The 14,575-nt window shown below is 72.8% G+C and carries 13 protein-coding genes and 1 pseudogene; 5 read left to right on the top strand and 9 right to left on the bottom strand.

The genetic code is table 11. From position 1 onward, the window contains the following. Positions 1-169: 169 nt before the first annotated feature. From ACH4J0_RS34895 to ACH4J0_RS34885, 3 genes are read right to left on the bottom strand one after another with little or no spacing between them, the layout of a single operon-like run. Positions 170-466, bottom strand: coding sequence for an antibiotic biosynthesis monooxygenase family protein (locus tag ACH4J0_RS34895; protein ID WP_396245098.1), 297 nt, complete (start codon positions 464-466; stop codon positions 170-172). A 37-nt stretch (positions 467-503) separates the two neighbouring features. Beyond that, the gene (locus tag ACH4J0_RS34890) at positions 504-1,466 is read right to left on the bottom strand and encodes a DMT family transporter (protein WP_396245097.1); all 963 of its coding nucleotides are present in this window, start codon (positions 1,464-1,466) and stop codon (positions 504-506) included. An 18-nt stretch (positions 1,467-1,484) separates the two neighbouring features. Further along, positions 1,485-2,960, bottom strand: coding sequence for an MFS transporter (locus ACH4J0_RS34885; RefSeq protein ID WP_396245095.1), 1,476 nt, complete (start codon positions 2,958-2,960; stop codon positions 1,485-1,487). Between the two features lie 187 nt (positions 2,961-3,147). On the opposite strand from ACH4J0_RS34885, the gene ACH4J0_RS34880 reads away from it, so the two are divergent. Next, positions 3,148-3,918: an SDR family oxidoreductase gene (locus tag ACH4J0_RS34880; RefSeq protein ID WP_360463491.1), complete on the top strand. Its 771-nt coding sequence runs from the start codon at positions 3,148-3,150 to the stop codon at positions 3,916-3,918. Here ACH4J0_RS34880 and ACH4J0_RS34875 read toward each other — a convergent pair. Next, entirely contained in the window at positions 3,867-5,183 is a 1,317-nt protein-coding gene (locus tag ACH4J0_RS34875) for an activator-dependent family glycosyltransferase (protein WP_396245122.1), read from the bottom strand. The two genes, ACH4J0_RS34880 and ACH4J0_RS34875, sit on opposite strands and share 52 nt — an antisense overlap. Before the next feature lie 2 nt (positions 5,184-5,185). After that, entirely contained in the window at positions 5,186-6,844 is a 1,659-nt protein-coding gene (locus ACH4J0_RS34870) for an FAD-binding oxidoreductase (RefSeq protein WP_396245094.1), read from the bottom strand. 203 nt (positions 6,845-7,047) lie between these two features. On the opposite strand from ACH4J0_RS34870, the gene ACH4J0_RS34865 reads away from it, so the two are divergent. Continuing rightward, complete coding sequence (locus tag ACH4J0_RS34865; RefSeq protein WP_360463497.1) at positions 7,048-7,686, top strand: dTDP-4-dehydrorhamnose 3,5-epimerase family protein; 639 nt, start codon at positions 7,048-7,050, stop codon at positions 7,684-7,686. Here the strand turns inward: ACH4J0_RS34865 and ACH4J0_RS34860 are convergent. Next, on the bottom strand, positions 7,677-9,083 hold the full coding sequence (locus tag ACH4J0_RS34860; protein WP_396245092.1) for an NDP-hexose 2,3-dehydratase family protein: 1,407 nt from the start codon (positions 9,081-9,083) through the stop codon (positions 7,677-7,679). The two genes, ACH4J0_RS34865 and ACH4J0_RS34860, sit on opposite strands and share 10 nt — an antisense overlap. Positions 9,084-9,392: 309 nt before the next feature. On the opposite strand from ACH4J0_RS34860, the gene ACH4J0_RS34855 reads away from it, so the two are divergent. Next, on the top strand, positions 9,393-10,319 hold the full coding sequence (locus tag ACH4J0_RS34855; RefSeq protein ID WP_396245120.1) for a Gfo/Idh/MocA family protein: 927 nt from the start codon (positions 9,393-9,395) through the stop codon (positions 10,317-10,319). Positions 10,320-10,347: 28 nt separating this feature from the next. Here ACH4J0_RS34855 and ACH4J0_RS34850 read toward each other — a convergent pair. Continuing rightward, positions 10,348-10,488 (bottom strand): annotated as a pseudogene (locus ACH4J0_RS34850) (glucose-1-phosphate thymidylyltransferase); the annotation flags it as partial. A 119-nt stretch (positions 10,489-10,607) separates the two neighbouring features. Continuing rightward, positions 10,608-11,558 carry an MBL fold metallo-hydrolase gene (locus ACH4J0_RS34845; protein ID WP_396245090.1) on the bottom strand — a complete coding sequence of 317 codons (951 nt, stop codon included), beginning with the start codon at positions 11,556-11,558 and terminating at the stop codon, positions 10,608-10,610. A gap of 221 nt (positions 11,559-11,779) precedes the next feature. On the opposite strand from ACH4J0_RS34845, the gene ACH4J0_RS34840 reads away from it, so the two are divergent. Together ACH4J0_RS34840 and ACH4J0_RS34835 are read left to right on the top strand one after the other, a co-directional pair. After that, the gene (locus tag ACH4J0_RS34840; protein ID WP_396245089.1) at positions 11,780-12,829 is read left to right on the top strand and encodes a serine hydrolase domain-containing protein; all 1,050 of its coding nucleotides are present in this window, start codon (positions 11,780-11,782) and stop codon (positions 12,827-12,829) included. 5 nt (positions 12,830-12,834) lie between these two features. Next, positions 12,835-13,602, top strand: coding sequence for an SDR family NAD(P)-dependent oxidoreductase (locus tag ACH4J0_RS34835; RefSeq protein WP_396245118.1), 768 nt, complete (start codon positions 12,835-12,837; stop codon positions 13,600-13,602). A gap of 94 nt (positions 13,603-13,696) precedes the next feature. On the opposite strand, the gene ACH4J0_RS34830 is transcribed toward ACH4J0_RS34835, so the two are convergent. After that, on the bottom strand, positions 13,697-14,557 hold the full coding sequence (locus ACH4J0_RS34830) for a class I SAM-dependent methyltransferase (RefSeq protein ID WP_396245087.1): 861 nt from the start codon (positions 14,555-14,557) through the stop codon (positions 13,697-13,699). Positions 14,558-14,575 lie beyond the last annotated feature (18 nt).

The raw sequence follows: 14,575 nt of genomic DNA, 5'->3' as shown, positions 1-14,575 counted from the left end.
CGGCGGTTCGGACACAGGCAGCGGCGCCACCGGGTTGGCTGGTGGCGCCGCTCTGTTCTTCGTTGCGAGGAGGCTGCGGCCGTTGCGCCGTCGCTTGCCCGTGTGCTCGTCGACACCCGCGAGGCGGGCAGCTTCGATGCAGCCGGTTCCTTCGAGATCCCCGACAGGGTCAAGCTCGGGCGACGCGCTCGTACAGCGGGATGTAGAGGTTCGGGTCACTGGTGCTGAGCGCCTGCAGCGCCGCGCGGTGGGCGACGAACTCGGGCTTCTGCAGGGCCTTGCGGAAGGACTCCTCGTCCTCCCATTCGGCCAGGTTGGCGTACGCGTTGGGGTCGTCGGTGTGCCGCATCAGGCGGTGGCGGACGAACCCCGGCTGGGCGGTGAAGAACTCGGAAGTCTTGTCGAAGGCCTGCTCGAACTCCTCGGTCGGTCCGGTGACCGTGAAGCGGTTGATGAAGGTGATCAAGGTGTGGTCCTTTCTTCGGTATGGGTGGCCGGCCGGGTCAGCGGGCCGCGGAGGTCGGCTCGGCCGCGGACCGCACCAAAGGGCCGTCGGCGGCGGGGACGGCGCCGCGCCGCGGGATCCGGGCGAGCACCACGCCAGCCAGGATGATCGCCATGCCCAGCACCTCGCGGCCGGTGGGCTGGTGGTTCTCCATCACGACCATGCCCAGGGTGAGGACCACGGGCACGACGTACAGCACGCTGGAGGCCTTGGCCGCGCCCTCGTCGCGGATCAGCTGGGCGAAGCACATGTACACCAGCCCGGTGTTGAGGATGCCGAGCACGAGGAGCGCGCCGATGACGGCCGCGGAGAACTGCGGGGCGCGGTCGAAGCCGCCGTTGGGCAGGTTGATCGCGGCCCAGCCGACCCCGATGACCGCCTGCGAGGTGGCCAGCACCAAGGGGGGCATGTCCTGGCCGTCCTCGGCGGCCGGCTTCATCAGCTTCTCCATCAGCAGCATGGACCAGCCGTAGGCCAGCGCCGCGACGGCGTTGACGGCCGCGGCCGCCGAGAGCCACTGGGCACCCGCGTTCCAGGGCGCGTACAGGACCAGGACGCCGGCGAAGCCGACGAGCAGGCCCGCCACCAGCGTGGCCGGGATGCGGCCGGCGCGGCGGCGCACCAGGCAGAGCGCGACCACACACAGCGGCACACTCGCGTTGAACACCGAGACCATGCCCGTGTCGGTGCCCAGGGCGTCGTCCACGAGCTCGACCAGCAGCACGGGCAGCGCGTTGGCCAGGAAGGCGATGAACACCAGCCGGCCCCAGACGGAGGGCCGGCGCGGCAGCCGGGTGCCGCTGACCAGCAGCACGCCGAGCATGGCCACGGCACCGACCAGGATCCGGAAGAAGCTGAACTGCGCCGAGTTCAGGCCCTGGAAGACGACTTTGATCCAGAAGTAGCTAATGCCCCACATCAGGCCGACGACGCCGAAGCGCGCCATGGAGCCGAACCGCACGGCTGTTTCTCCTTTCTGTCAGGAGTCCGCGGTGCGCGCGGCGGCGGCACCGGAAGGTCGGATGAACAAGGCGGCAAGGAACGCGGCCACGGCGAGGCCGGCGCCGGCCACGAAGCCGGCCGACATGCTCTCCATGAACACGTGGCCTGCGGCCTCCTCGGCCGGGGCCCCGGCCGGCAGGGCCTGCTCGGCGCCGCGGCCGGCGTTGGTGCCGGCGGTCACCAGGATCGCGAGCCCCAGCGAGGCGCCGACCGTCTGCAGCGCGTTCTGCACGCTTGAGGCGGCACCGGCTTCGTCGCTGTGCAGCCCGGAGGTGGCGAGGATGGTGGACGGGACGACGCACAAGGCCATGCCGCAGCCGAACAGCAGCAGCGCCGGTAGCACGTCCTCCCCGTAGCCGAAGTCCGGGGTCAGGCGGGAGAGCCAGAGGTTCGAGACGATCAGCAGCACGGCGCCGGTCAGCAGCAGATTGCGCGGCCCGAACCGGCGCTCCAGCCAGACCGCCGCACCCGACATGGAGATCATCGCGGCGGTCACCGGGGTCAGGGCCACAGCCGAGAGCAGCGGGCTGTAGCCGGCGAACTGCGGGAAGAACTGGATGAGGAGGAAGCCCGTGCCGATCAAAGCGCCCTGGACGGCGAAGGTGCCGACGTACGCCCAGATCCGGCTCCGGTCGTCGAACAACCGCAGCACCACGATGGGCTGCTGGGCCCCGCGCTCGATGACGATGAAGACGAGCAGCAGCGCCACGCCGGCGGCGGCCGGGCCGGCGACGGTCACATCCGTCCACGGGTGTTCGGCGGCCCGGGTCAGGCCGAGGACCAGACCGACGGCGCCCAGGGTGGACATCAGCGCGCCCGGCAGGTCGAACCGGCCGCGGCTCGGCCTGGTCTCCTCGACCACCAGCGGCGCCAGCAGCAGGATCAGCAGGCCGAGCGGCACGTTCAGCAACAGCACCCAGCGCCAGGAGCTGACCGCGGAGAGCATGCCCGCCAGCAGCAGCCCGCCGGCGGTGCTGGCGGCGCCGACCGCCGTGTAGACGGCGATCGCCCGCTTCCGCAGGGCCCCTTCGCCGAACATGCTCAGGACCAGGGCCAGCGCACTGGGCGCGGCCAGGGCGGAGCCGACGCCCTGCAGGGCCCGCACGGCGATCAGGAAATCTCCGGAGGTCGCCGCCCCGCGCAGCGCCGCGGCCACCGTGAACAGGGCGACACCGGCGAGGAAGACCCTGCGGCGGCCCAGTAGGTCGCCCATCCGTCCGCCGAGCAGCAGCAGTCCGCCGAAGGCCAGCAGGTAAGCACTGATGACCCAGCCGAGGCCGACGGGGGTGAGGCCGAGGTCCTGGCTCATACCGGGCAGGGCGATCTGCACCATCGACTCATCGAGCAGGACCATCGCATTGCAGCCGGCAAGCAGTCCGAGGGCAACGCCCGCGTGTACCGCACCGCGCCCGGGTGGCGCCGGCGCCGAGAGTTCAGACGTGTGCACGGACATGCCTTGCCTCCTGAGAGAGTCGACAGGGGACCGCCCGGAATCGGCGGAGCGCGGATGAGTGAGACGGGCGCCGGGGCTCCCAGGGGGCCGGACGCACGGGGGTGCAATCCGGCCGGTGCTTTGCCCGGACACCTTCCCAACGGGCACTAGAGCCGCCGTTGAGTACAGGTGGCTAGCGTCCGTGGGTATGACGCATTCCCCCAGCAGTGGTGCGGTACGGCGCACGGTCGTCGTCACCGGGGGCGGTACGGGCATCGGGCGGGCGACCGCGCGGGCCTTCGCCGCCGACGGTGCCGAGGTCCTGGTCGTGGGGCGCACCGCCGAGACCCTCGCGCAGACGGCCGCCGGGCACGTCGGCATCCGGACCCTGACGGCCGACATCACGGCACCGGACGCCGCGGAGCACATCGTGGCCGCGGCGGTGGAGTCCTCTGGCCGGATCGACGTGCTCGTGCATAACGCCGCGGCCGTGCTGCCCGAGCCGGCCGGTTCCCTCACCCGCGGGCACGCGCGGACCCAGTTGGAGACGAACCTCCTCGCGCCGCTGTTCCTGACGCAGGCGGCGCTGCCCGCCCTGGAGGCTGCCGGCGGCACGGTGGTGTGCGTGAGCACCGCGGCCACGCTGGGCCGCCGGGCGTTCCCGGGCCTGTCCGTGTACGGGGCCACCAAGGTCGCGCTGGACTTCCTGGTCCGCACCTGGGCGGTGGAGCTGGCGCCGCGCGGGATCCGCGCCGTGGGCGTCGCCCCGGGCGAGACCGACACGGGGATCGGCGAGCGCATGGGCTGGAGCGCCGAGGACATCGCCCGCCACCAGGCGGAGTCGGCCGCCCGCACGCCCTCGGGCCGGGTGGGCCGGCCCGAGGACGTGGCGTGGTGGATCGTACGGCTGGCACGACCCGAGGCGGGCTACACCAGCGGCACGGTGGTGGCGGTCGACGGCGCCGCCTCGGTCGTCTGACGGGCCGAGGCCACCAGCCGCTCCAGGACCGGCACGATGTCGTTCGGCGTCGGCTCGGCGAGGACCTCGGCGCGGACCTTCGCCGCCACCTCGGTGAACGAGGGTTCCTCCAGCAGCCGAAGGACCGCGGCGCGCAGCCCGTCCACGGTCAGCTCGTGGGCGGGCAGGCACAGCCCGTACCTCAGTTCCTCCACCCGGCGGGCTTTGGCGACCGTGTCCCAGCCGTAGGGGAGCACGATCTGGGGCACGCCGTGGAGTTCGGCGGTGGAGCGGGTGCCGATGCCGCCGTGGTGGACGACGGCCGAGCAGGTCGGCAGCAGGTCGTTGAGCGGTACGAAGTCCACCAGGCGGGCGTTGCCGGGAATCGTGCCGAGCTCTTCGCGGGCCTGCGCGCCGAGCGTGGCGACGATCTCGGCGTCCACGTCGGCGAGCGCGTCGAGCACCGAGCCGAAGGAGAAGGAGGCGTGGTCGATCTCGCCGGAGACCCCCAGCGTCAGGCAGACCCGGCGCCGCTCGGCCGTCGCCCGCAGCCAGTCCGGCACCACGGAGGCGCCGTTGTGCGGGACGTAGCGCACGCCGACCGTGCGCAGGCCGAGGTCGAAGCGGGAGCTGGGCGGGGTGATGTCCACGGTCCACTGCCCGGTGACCATCTCCTCGTCGAAGCCGAGTCCGGGCGCGTAACGGTCCATCACCCGGCCCAGCCACTCCGCGGTGGGGTCCTGGGCGGTGCCCGGCGGCAGCGCCGCGTTCAGCCGCAGGAACTCCTGCCGGGCCCGGACCGTGATGTCCATGCCGTGCAGCAGGCGGGCGTGCGCGGCTCCCACGGCGCGGGCGACGACCGAGCCGGCGAAGGTGTGCTGCTCCCAGACGACCAGGTCGGGGCCCCAGTGCCGGGCGTAGGCGACGAGGTCGTCGAGCATCGGGTCGTTGCTCACCGAGGCGTACAGGGCGGGTACCGCGACGGCCTCCAGGGCCAGCAGCGACTCGTGGGTCCACTGGGAGCGGTCCTCGCCGGTGAAGTCGAAGCCCTGCACGAGGTCGGAGCCCTCTTCGAGGATCTGGCCGAGGAGTTCGGGCGCCCACGGGTCGTCGATGTACCAGCCGGCGACGCCGACCGGCACGGCGGTCAGGCCGGCCGCGGTGATGTGGTCGATCAGGTCGGGGTGGCTCGCCACCCGGACCTCGTGGCCCGCGGTGCGCAGCGCGGAGGCCAGCGGAACCATCGAGAAGTAGTGGGTGTTGTGCGGGAAGGAGACGAACAGCACCTTCAACGGACGTGCTCCGCCCTGACGGACAGCGTGTGGCTGAAGACGTTGCGGGGATCCCAGGTGGCCTTGATGCGCTGGAGCCGCGGGTAGGCGTCCTTGTAGTAGAGGCGGTGCCAGGGCACTCCGGTGGTGTTCCACTGCGGGTCGGCCATGTCGACGTCGGGGTAGTTGATGTAGCAGCCGTCGCTGTCGCGGCCCGGCATCGGGACGCCGCCGCTCGCCCCGAACACGTCGCGGTACAGGCGGCGCAGCCAGTCGACGGCCGCAGGGTCGGCGTCGGGGTCGTGCCAGGTGTTCATGTAGAGCGCCATGAGGACCGAGTCGCGGTGCGAGGAGGCGGTGGCGCCGTCCGCGACCGTGTTGATCCGGCCGCCGTAGGACTGGAAGGACACCGAGGCGGAGTCGTGCCGGTTGCCGGTGCTGTTGAGGTACGTGTAGAGGACGTCGGCCTGGGCGTCGCTGTGGCCGCGGCGCAGGTACGCCGACTTGATCTTGTGGCGGCCGGCGTCGCTGTCCTGGGCCGCGGACAGGTGCTCGGCCGCGGTGAGCCAGGGCTGGTCGCTGATCTCGGAGAACTGCGGGAAGGCGCCCACGCCGTCGGCGACGGCGCGCAGGTAGTCCCGCAGCAGCCGCCCGGCGTCCGGCCGGGTGCCGTCCATGTGGGCGAAGCAGTTGGCCGCCGGGCCCGGGTCACCGGTTTCGGGGCGGCCGTAGAGGACCAGCCCGCCGAACAGTCCGGCGTACGGGGAGCCGGCGTCGCTGTTGTGCTCGTGCCAGCGGCCGTGGTTGCGGATCAGGCGGCGGAACGACGCCCGGTCCATGCCCTCGCGCGGGAAGCGGACCCGGGCGGCCAGGACGTTGCCCGGCGGGCGCGGCAGCAGCCGGGACGGGTCGGTGCAGGAGCGGGGGGCGTCCGGCGAGCGGAACCAGTAGCGGGTGACGACGCCGAAGTTGCCGCCGCCGCCTCCGGTGTGGGCCCACCACAGGTCGTGGCAGGGATCCGTTCGCTCCCGGGTCGCGACGACCCTGCGGGCCCGGCCGGCCGCATCGACGACGACCACCTCGACGGCGTACAGGTGGTCCGCGGCCAGGCCGAAGGCGCGCGACAGCGCGCCGTAGCCGCCGCCGGTGACGTGGCCGCCCATGCCCACGGTCGCGCTGGCGCCGCCGGGCAGGGTCACGCCCCAGCCGTAGTGGAGCTTCTCGTAGACGTCCATCAGCTGGGCGCCGGCCTCGACCATGAAGGCGCGGCGGCGGGCATCGTAGGTGACGGCGTTCATCCCGCCGAGGTCGAGGACGAGCCGCACGGCCGGGTCGCCGACGACGTTCTCGTAGCAGTGGCCTCCGCTGCGGACCGCGATCCGCTTGCCCGCGCGGACGGCGTCGCCGACCGCGCGCGCCACCTCCTCGGTGGTGGTGACGAGCCGGAAGGCGTCCGGTCGCGCGGTGAACCGCTTGTTGCTGCCACGTGTCGACAGGGCCGCGTACCGCGGGTCCTGCGGGGTGACGAGCGACCCGCCGCCCCCGGGCTCTGGGGGTTGTCCGGGGGCGGGGGTGTCCTGGGCGTGGGCGGGGGCGATGCCGACGGCGGCGAGCCCGGCGGCGGCGCCCGCCGTGAGCGTGCCGGCGACGAAGCTCCGGCGGCTGGGAACGGTCATCGTTCACCTTTCTCGGTGGCTGATCCGATGGCGGCGCGCACCCCGCCCGCGTACTGCCGCCGATGCTCGGGGCACCGGCCGCAGTACGGCTCGGGTACCGCTGGAGCCACCGGGCCTGCGCCGGCGTCGACCGGGGCTCAAGAGCAGTTCCCCACACTGTGGCGGACCGCAGCCACACCGAACACCCCTTGCCAGGAGGACAGATGAAGACCGACGGGCGCACCGCCCTGGACACCGCCGCCCCGATCACCGCGCGGGCGCTGAAGGTCGAGGGCGCCTTCGAGTTCACGCCGCGGGTGCACGGTGACGAGCGCGGGATATTCCTCTCCCCGCTCCAGGGCGAGGAGTTCACCCGGGCCGTGGGCCACCCGATGCCCGTCGTACAGACCAACTACAACCGGTCGGCGCGGGGGGTGCTGCGCGGGGTGCACTTCACCACCACCCCGCCCGGACAGGCTAAGTACGTGCACTGCGCCCGGGGCCGGGCGATGGACTTCGTGATCGACCTCCGGCTGGGCTCCCCCACGTTCGGCGTCTGGGACACGGTGGCGATGGACACCGAGTCCTTCCACGCCGTTTACCTCCCGGTCGGGGTGGGACACGCATTCCTGGCCCTGGAGGACGACACCGTCATGTCCTACCTGGTGTCGTCCCCCTACCGGCCGGGCCTGGAGCAGTCCCTCGACCCGTTCGATCCGGCCCTGGCCCTGCCCTGGCCGAAGGGCCTCCCGCTGACCCGGTCGGAGCGGGACACCCACGCCGTCAAACTGGCCGAGGCCCAGGCGCGGGGCATGCTCCCGCGCTACGAGGACTGTCTGGCGGTCACCGACACCTACCGGTGATCCGGCACCGCCCCGGCCAGGGCCCGCTCGCGGCCCGCGGCCGGGGCGGCGGGCTGGAAGCCGAGCAGGGCGAGCAGGGTGCGCGCCTCCACGTTGAGGTGGCTGCCGTGCCGGACGAACCCGATGAGCTGACGCACCGTCATCCAGGTGAACTGCGGCGGCACCTGGAGCGGGAAGTCCTCGTCCGTCTCGACGAGCATGTAGCGGATCCGGGCGTGGTAGAAGCGCCCGCCCTCCTCGGACTGCACGGTGTCGAACCGGATCCGGTCGGGCCCGGCGGACAGCACCGTGTCCAGGAACACCGGCGCCGGTCCCGGACCGTAGTCGGCGGGCTGGCACTGCACGGTCGGGGCCAGCTCGACGCGGGCCAGCGCCCCGGTCTCCACGCGTGCCTGCACCAGCAGGTGCAGCACCCCGTTCACCCGCTTCGCCAGGAAGGCCGCCACACCCTGGCTGTTCGGCATGAACATGGGCTGGGACCAGCCGGACACCTCCCGGTTGGAGGCCTGCACCCGTACGCCGAGCACGGTGAAGTGGCGGCCCTCGTCGTGGACGACGACCCCGTCGCGCGTCAACCAGTGCGCGGTGTCCGCCAGCGGGACGACCTCGCGGGTGAGGGTGCAGCGCTCCTTGGCCAGCGCCAGGTGCCGCAGCAGTTCGGTGGTGCCGTTCAGGCGCCATCCCTGCGGCTCCCACGAGGCGGCCAGCGCGCCCTGGAACGAGTCCGGGTCGGGCCCGGCGCCCACGGCCCCGGCGGGCCGGCGCAGGCCGACGGCCCCGGAGAGCACCGTACGGGTGTCCATGTTGATCAGGTCGTCGGTCTGCAGCAGTTCGGCGATCTGGTCGAAGGACAGCCAGCAGAACTCGTCCAGGAGCGGGATGTCCTCGTCGGTCTGCACGACCATGTTGCGGTTGCGCTTGGCGAGGAACCAGGACGCCTGCTCGGACTGGAGGGCGTCGGACAGGACCCGGCCGCGACCCGGCGTCAGGAAGTACTCCAGGTAGGGCACCGGGCGGCCGCCGTGCACGCCGGTGTAGTTGCTCCGGGTGGCCTGCACGGTCGGCGAGAGCTGGACCAGGACGGCGTTGCCCGGCTCCATCTTCGCCTGGAGCAGGCAGTGCGGCACTCCGTCGAACTCCTTGACCAGGATGCCGAGGACGCCCTGTTCCGGCTGGACGATGATCGGCTGCTGCCAGGCGTCCACGGCGCGGCCCGAACGCGTGACGGCGAGGCCCTGGACGGAGAAGAACCGCCCGCTGCGGTGGACCAGGTTCCCGGTCCCCTCCTCCCGCGACCAGCCGTCCAGCCGGTCCACGGGCACCCTCGTCACCTCGTACGTCTGCGCCGCGCAGACCTGCTCGAACCAGCGGTGGAATGCCGTCGTGCTGGAGAACATGGGGTCCCCTCGTCGGATCGTCCGGACCCCCTGACGGGGCCCGTGCGGGGTCGGCCGCGACAGCCGCAGCGGCCATCAGCAGCCTCACCGATGCCGCTCGCCCCCTTCTTGACCCGGGATCGAGCCAGGACCGAGCCGCCCCGGCCACCGTTGGCGCGTTTGAGCCCGACCGAGGACGACTGGAGTCCCGTCATGCCTGTTCCCTCCCACGGCACCCCGGCCGCGTCGCCCGCACGCGGGACGGGCCCGGCCGCCGACCCGGTACTGCGCCTGGGCGTGCTCGGCTGCGCCGGGATCGCGCGCCGCCGGATGCTGCCCGCGATGGCCGCCCATCACGCCGTGGAACTGCGCGCCGTCGCCAGCCGGTCGGCCGACCGGGCCGCGGCCACGGCCGTGCCCTACGGGGCCCGGCCCGTCACCGGGTACGCGGAGCTGCTCGCCGATCCCTCGCTGGACGCCGTCTACCTGCCGCTGCCGGCCGCGCTGCACGCCCGATGGGTCGCGGCGGCCCTGGACGCCGGCAAGCACGTCCTGGCCGAGAAACCGCTGACCACGGACCCGGCGCGGACCCGCGCGCTGCTGGAGCGGGCCCGGGCCCTGGGCTTGGTGCTGCGCGAGAACACGATGTTCGTCCACCACGGCCAGCATGCGGCGGTGCGCCGACTGCTGGCCGACGGGGCGATCGGGGAGCCGCGCGTGCTGCACGCCGCGTTCACCGTGCCCGCGCCCCCGGAGGGGGACATCCGCTACGACCCGGAGCTGGACGGCGGCTGCCTCGCCGACATCGGCCTGTACCCGGTACGGGCCGCGGTGCACCTGCTCGGCACGGAGCTCGACGTGGCCGGCGCGGTGCTGTCGGCCACCCCCGGGCGGCGGGTGGAGACCTCCGGTGCCGCGCTGCTGCGCCGGGCCGACGGCGTCAGCGCGCAGCTGACCTTCGGCATGGAGCACGCCTACCGGTCGCGGTACGAGCTGTGGGGCAGCGAGGGACGGATCACGGTGGACCGGGCGTTCACCCCGGCCCCCGACCACCGCCCCCGGCTCCTTCTCGAACGGGCCTCGGGCACCGAGACGGTGACCCTGCCGGCCGAGGACCAGGCAGCGGCGACTCTCACCGCGTTCGCCGCCGCCGTCCACGGCCGGCCGGGCGGCGCCGGCGACGAGGTGGAGTTGCTGGCCCAGGCGGACCTGCTCGCGCGGATCCGGCGTACGGCGACCTCCGGGTCCGGCCGCTGAACCGGCCCCGGAGGCCGCCCCCGGTCAGGGCGATCAGGACGGCGGGGGCGAGCCCGAGGGGCGCCTCCTGAGGCAGGTAGGTCACGTCGAGGCCGAACGCCGACCCGTCGCCGACGGCCGCGCGGATCTCCGCGGCAGTCTCTCCCACCACGATGCCGACATCGGTGATGCCGCCTCCGCGACGGCTTCCAGCACGCCTGGGTCGTGCCGCGGTGGACGCCCGACGGCGCGTGGCCGCTGCCCGCACGTGCCGGGGCGGCGGGCAGGGGCCGCCCCGCGCCCGGGACCTCAGGCGAGGCAGCAGGGAAGCCCGCCGTTGCACTCGATCATCTCGCGCAGCGCTGTCTCCATGACGGGCATCGCCAGCGCCTGCGCGGCCCCGGTGCCGGCCAGTTCCGCATAGGCGCGGTGCAGGTTGGGCACCAGGCGCTCGGGGTCGAGGAGACCGGCGTACGGCCCGAGGTCACTCTCCCGGGCGGTCTCGACCGGGGTGAGGCCCGCGGCGCGGCCCTGCTCGGCCAGATCCCGGACCAGCCGCAGGTACCCCTCCACGGTGTCGAAGACCTCGGGGCCCGAGACCGGGCCGTGGCCGGGCACGACCGTGGTCGCGCCGAACGCGCGGAGCCGCTCCAGGGCGGCCAGGGAGCCGGCGATCGATCCCATCAGGCAGAACGGGGTCACCCCCGCCATCACCAGGTCCCCGGTGAACAGGACCCGCTGCTCGGGCAACCACACGACGGAGTCGTTGGAGGTGTGGGCGCGCGGCCCCACGTGCACCACCTCGGCACGGAGCGATCCGACGTGCAGGGTGAGGGCGTCCCGGTAGGTGACGGCCGGCGGCACCAGCTCGATGGCGCCCCAGTCCACGTCGGGCCACAGACCCGTCAGGTGCAGGCCCGAGGCGATCATCTCCGAGCGGGTGCGCTCGTGACCGACGACCAGCGCCTCGGGGAAGAGGAAGTTGCCGAAGGCGTGGTCGCCGTGGAAGTGGGTGTTGACGACGGCCTTCGGGGCGGCCGGGTTCAGGCGCAGCACGGCCTTCCGCAGGGCGCGGGCCCGGGACTCGGTCGCGACGGTGTCGACGAGGACGCTCAGGCCCTCGGAGACGATCACGCCTGCGTTGTTCAGGCACCATCCGCCGGGCGGCTGGACAAAGGCGTGGACGCCGTCGGCGATCTCCGCCGTCCGGGCGGGCGGCGGAGCGGGGGCAACGACGGGGGCGGTGGTGCGTGACGGCACGGCCGGTCTCCTCACACGGGTTCGGCGGACGCACCGAGTCTGTCCGCGCCGGCTCGCGGCTCGGTCGAAGGTCCGCTGAGGAACGGTGGGCGGGCCGGGCCCGCCGGAAGGTTCCGTGTGCCGTCCGGCTCCACCGGGGCTCCGGCGTACCTCCACGGGGCGCGAAGAGGCTCGATCCGATCGGACGTGTAACGACTGCTACCCGATGGGGGTTTCGCAAGATGACTTCGGCTCTTCAGGAAGCGGTGCAGGGCGCGGCTGACCGCCTGGTCGCGGCGGGCGCGGCGGGCGTCCAGTTCCGGGTCGCCCGGGGCGACGACGCGTTCGTCGTGACCTCGGGCGTCGCCGAGCTGGGCACCGACCGGCCGGTGCCGGCCGACGGCCGCTTCCGAGTCTCGTGCCTCACCAAGCCGTTCGTGTCGGTGGTGGTGCTCCAGCTGGTCGCGGCGGGCAAGATCGTCCTCGACAACACGGTGGAGAGCTACCTGCCCGGCCTGCTGCCGTACGGCGAGAAGATCACCATCCGCAACCTGATGCAGCACACCAGCGGCCTGTACAACTACTCGGACTCGTTCCAGAAGCCGGGCGACCGGTTCCTGCGCGACCGCTACAAGCACTATGAGCCGGCCGACCTGATCGCCATCGCCGCGGCCAAGCCGCTGGAGTTCGAGCCCGGCTCCAAGTTCGCGTACTGCAACACCAACTACTTCGTCATCGGCCTGCTCATCGAGAAGGTCACCGGCCGCTCCTACCGCACCGAGATCACCGAGCGGGTGCTGGAGCCGCTGAAGCTGACCGAGACGGTGCTGCCGGGCGACGACCCGAACATCCCCGGCCCGCACGCCCGCGGCTACATGCAGATCGGCGGCGAGCCGGTGGACGTCACGCTGATGAACCCCTCCGAGGCCGGCTGCGCCGGGGAGATCATCTCCACCACCCGCGACCTGGACACCTTCTTCTCGGCCCTGTTCAGCGGAAAGCTGCTGGACGAGCCGGAGTTGACCGAGATGACCACGGCGCTGCCCGAGGACATGATCGAGAACCTTCCGATGGGCATCGGCTACGGCCTGGGCATCATGAAGCTGGCGAACGACGCCGGCCTCGACCTGTGGGGCCACGGCGCTGGCATCCCCGGTTACGCCACCTTCGCGGCCACCACCCGCGACCTGTCGGCCCGCGTCCAGCTGTCGTTCACCATCGGTGACAAGGACTTCGGCCCGGAGGCCGAGCAGGCCGTCATCCGCGGTGTCAACACCGCCCTGTGCTCCTGAGGGTGATGATGACGCAGGCGGCGCATTTCGAGGGCAAGTGCGTGATCGTCACCGGCGGCGGCACCGGGATCGGTGCGGCGAGTGCCCGGGCGTTCGCCGAGGACGGCGCCCGGGTGCTGGTCGTCGGCCGGACCGAGGCGAGGCTGAAGGAGACCGCGGCCGGCCACGAGCGGATCCGGACGCTGGTGGCGGACGTCGACGACCAGGACGCGCCCCGGCTGATCGTGGAGCGGGCGCTGGAGGAGTTCGGCCGGATCGACGTGCTGGTCAACAACGCGGCCGTCACCGGGTTCGTCGCCCTTGACGGCCTGGAGCGGGACACGGTCCGGGCCCAGCTCGGCACGAACCTGCTGGCCCCGGTCTTCCTCACACAGGCCGCCCTGGGGGCCCTGAAGGAGACCAGGGGCGTGGTGGTCAATGTCAGTTCGGCCGGCTCGCTGGGCCGCCGGGCCTGGCCGCAGAACTCCGTCTACGGCATGGCCAAGGTGGCGCTGGACTTCCTCACCCGTACCTGGGCGGTGGAACTGGCGCCGCGCGGCATCCGCTGCGTGGGCGTCGCGCCCGGTGTCGTGGACACCGGACTCGGCGTCCGGGCCGGGATGCCCGAGGAGGCCTACCGGGACTTCCTGGAGCAGATGGCCGGGCGGATCCCGTCCGGCCGGGTGGGCCGCCCCGAGGAGATCGCCTGGTGGATCGTGCAGCTGGCACGCTCCGAGGCGGCGTACGCCAACGGCACCGTCCTCGCGGTGGACGGCGCCCTGTCGGTGGTCTGAGGCCGTCGACGACGTACGGAACGGCGCCCGGTCGGGACATCCCGGCCGGGCGCCTTTCCGTGCGCTCCGCTCCCCGCCTTCCTCGTCCGGCGTGTCAGCGGGCAACGGTGGCCGTCACGTAGCGGACGGGGACCTCGATGTGAACGGGGTCGCCGTTCTCGCGCAGGGCGTCGAGGGCGGCGATGAGCCGCGTGCGCAGGGCGGCGGCCTCGTCCTCGGGCAGATGCTGCCACAGCAGCCGCATGCCCTGCGTGTGCGACCAGTCCACCCAGGCCTCGCCGGACACCGCGGTCATGTGGACGTTCTCGTCGGTGATCCGCACATCGGTGAAGCCGGCCTTGTCCAGGGCGGCCGTGAGGTCCGCGGGAGCCTCCAGCCAGGAGTGCAGCTGCTGGTGCAGCTGCTCCGGGTGCCAGGCCGCCGGCAGGTGCTCCAGCAGGGACATCGGGATCAGCTCGGTGAACATCGGGGGCAGGAAGGGGAAGGTGTCCCGGGTGAAGACGGGGCTGGTGAAGGCGATCCGGCCGCCGTCGCGCAGCAACCCGGCGTAGCGGGCGAGCGCCGCCCGGGCGTTCGGCAGGAAGATCACGCTGTAGCTGCCGAGCACCAGGTCGAAGGAGCGGGCCGGCAGGTCGGGGTGCTCGCCGTCCATCACGCGCAGTTCGACGTTGCGGATCCCCTGGCGCTCGGCCTCCCGGCCGGCCTCCTCGACCATCGCCTCCGCGATGTCGATGCCCAGTGCGGTGCCGTTCGGACCGATCCGCGAGGCGGCGGGCAGCAGGGTGGCGCCGAGGCCGCACCCGATGTCCAGGAGCCGCTGGCCCGGCTGCGGAGCGGCCAGTTCCACCAGCCTGCGGCCCATCGGCGTGAAGAACTCCACGCCCAGCCGGTCGTAGGTCGCCGCGGCCTCATTGAAGGCGTCGGTGACTTTCGTCTTGTACAGCGCGCTGTCCACATTCAACTCCGGGTGGTC

The sequence above is a fragment of the Kitasatospora sp. NPDC017646 genome (assembly GCF_044329365.1).
In the GTDB taxonomy this organism is placed as follows: Bacteria; Actinomycetota; Actinomycetes; order Streptomycetales; family Streptomycetaceae; genus Kitasatospora.
The sequence above is the reverse complement of the archived record's forward strand: the minus strand, read 5'-3'. Positions and strand labels throughout refer to the sequence as shown.

Bases quoted from the DNA above. Each gene is read 5' to 3' on its own strand.
- ACH4J0_RS34885 (WP_396245095.1), bottom strand. From the start codon at position 2,960: ATGTCCGTGCACACGTCTGAACTCTCGGCGCCGGCGCCACCCGGGCGC.
- ACH4J0_RS34880 (WP_360463491.1), top strand. From the start codon at position 3,148: ATGACGCATTCCCCCAGCAGTGGTGCGGTACGGCGCACGGTCGTCGTC.
- ACH4J0_RS34870 (WP_396245094.1), bottom strand. From the start codon at position 6,844: ATGACCGTTCCCAGCCGCCGGAGCTTCGTCGCCGGCACGCTCACGGCG.
- ACH4J0_RS34865 (WP_360463497.1), top strand. From the start codon at position 7,048: ATGAAGACCGACGGGCGCACCGCCCTGGACACCGCCGCCCCGATCACC.
- ACH4J0_RS34860 (WP_396245092.1), bottom strand. From the start codon at position 9,083: ATGTTCTCCAGCACGACGGCATTCCACCGCTGGTTCGAGCAGGTCTGC.
- ACH4J0_RS34855 (WP_396245120.1), top strand. From the start codon at position 9,393: ATGCTGCCCGCGATGGCCGCCCATCACGCCGTGGAACTGCGCGCCGTC.
- ACH4J0_RS34840 (WP_396245089.1), top strand. From the start codon at position 11,780: ATGACTTCGGCTCTTCAGGAAGCGGTGCAGGGCGCGGCTGACCGCCTG.
- ACH4J0_RS34835 (WP_396245118.1), top strand. From the start codon at position 12,835: ATGATGACGCAGGCGGCGCATTTCGAGGGCAAGTGCGTGATCGTCACC.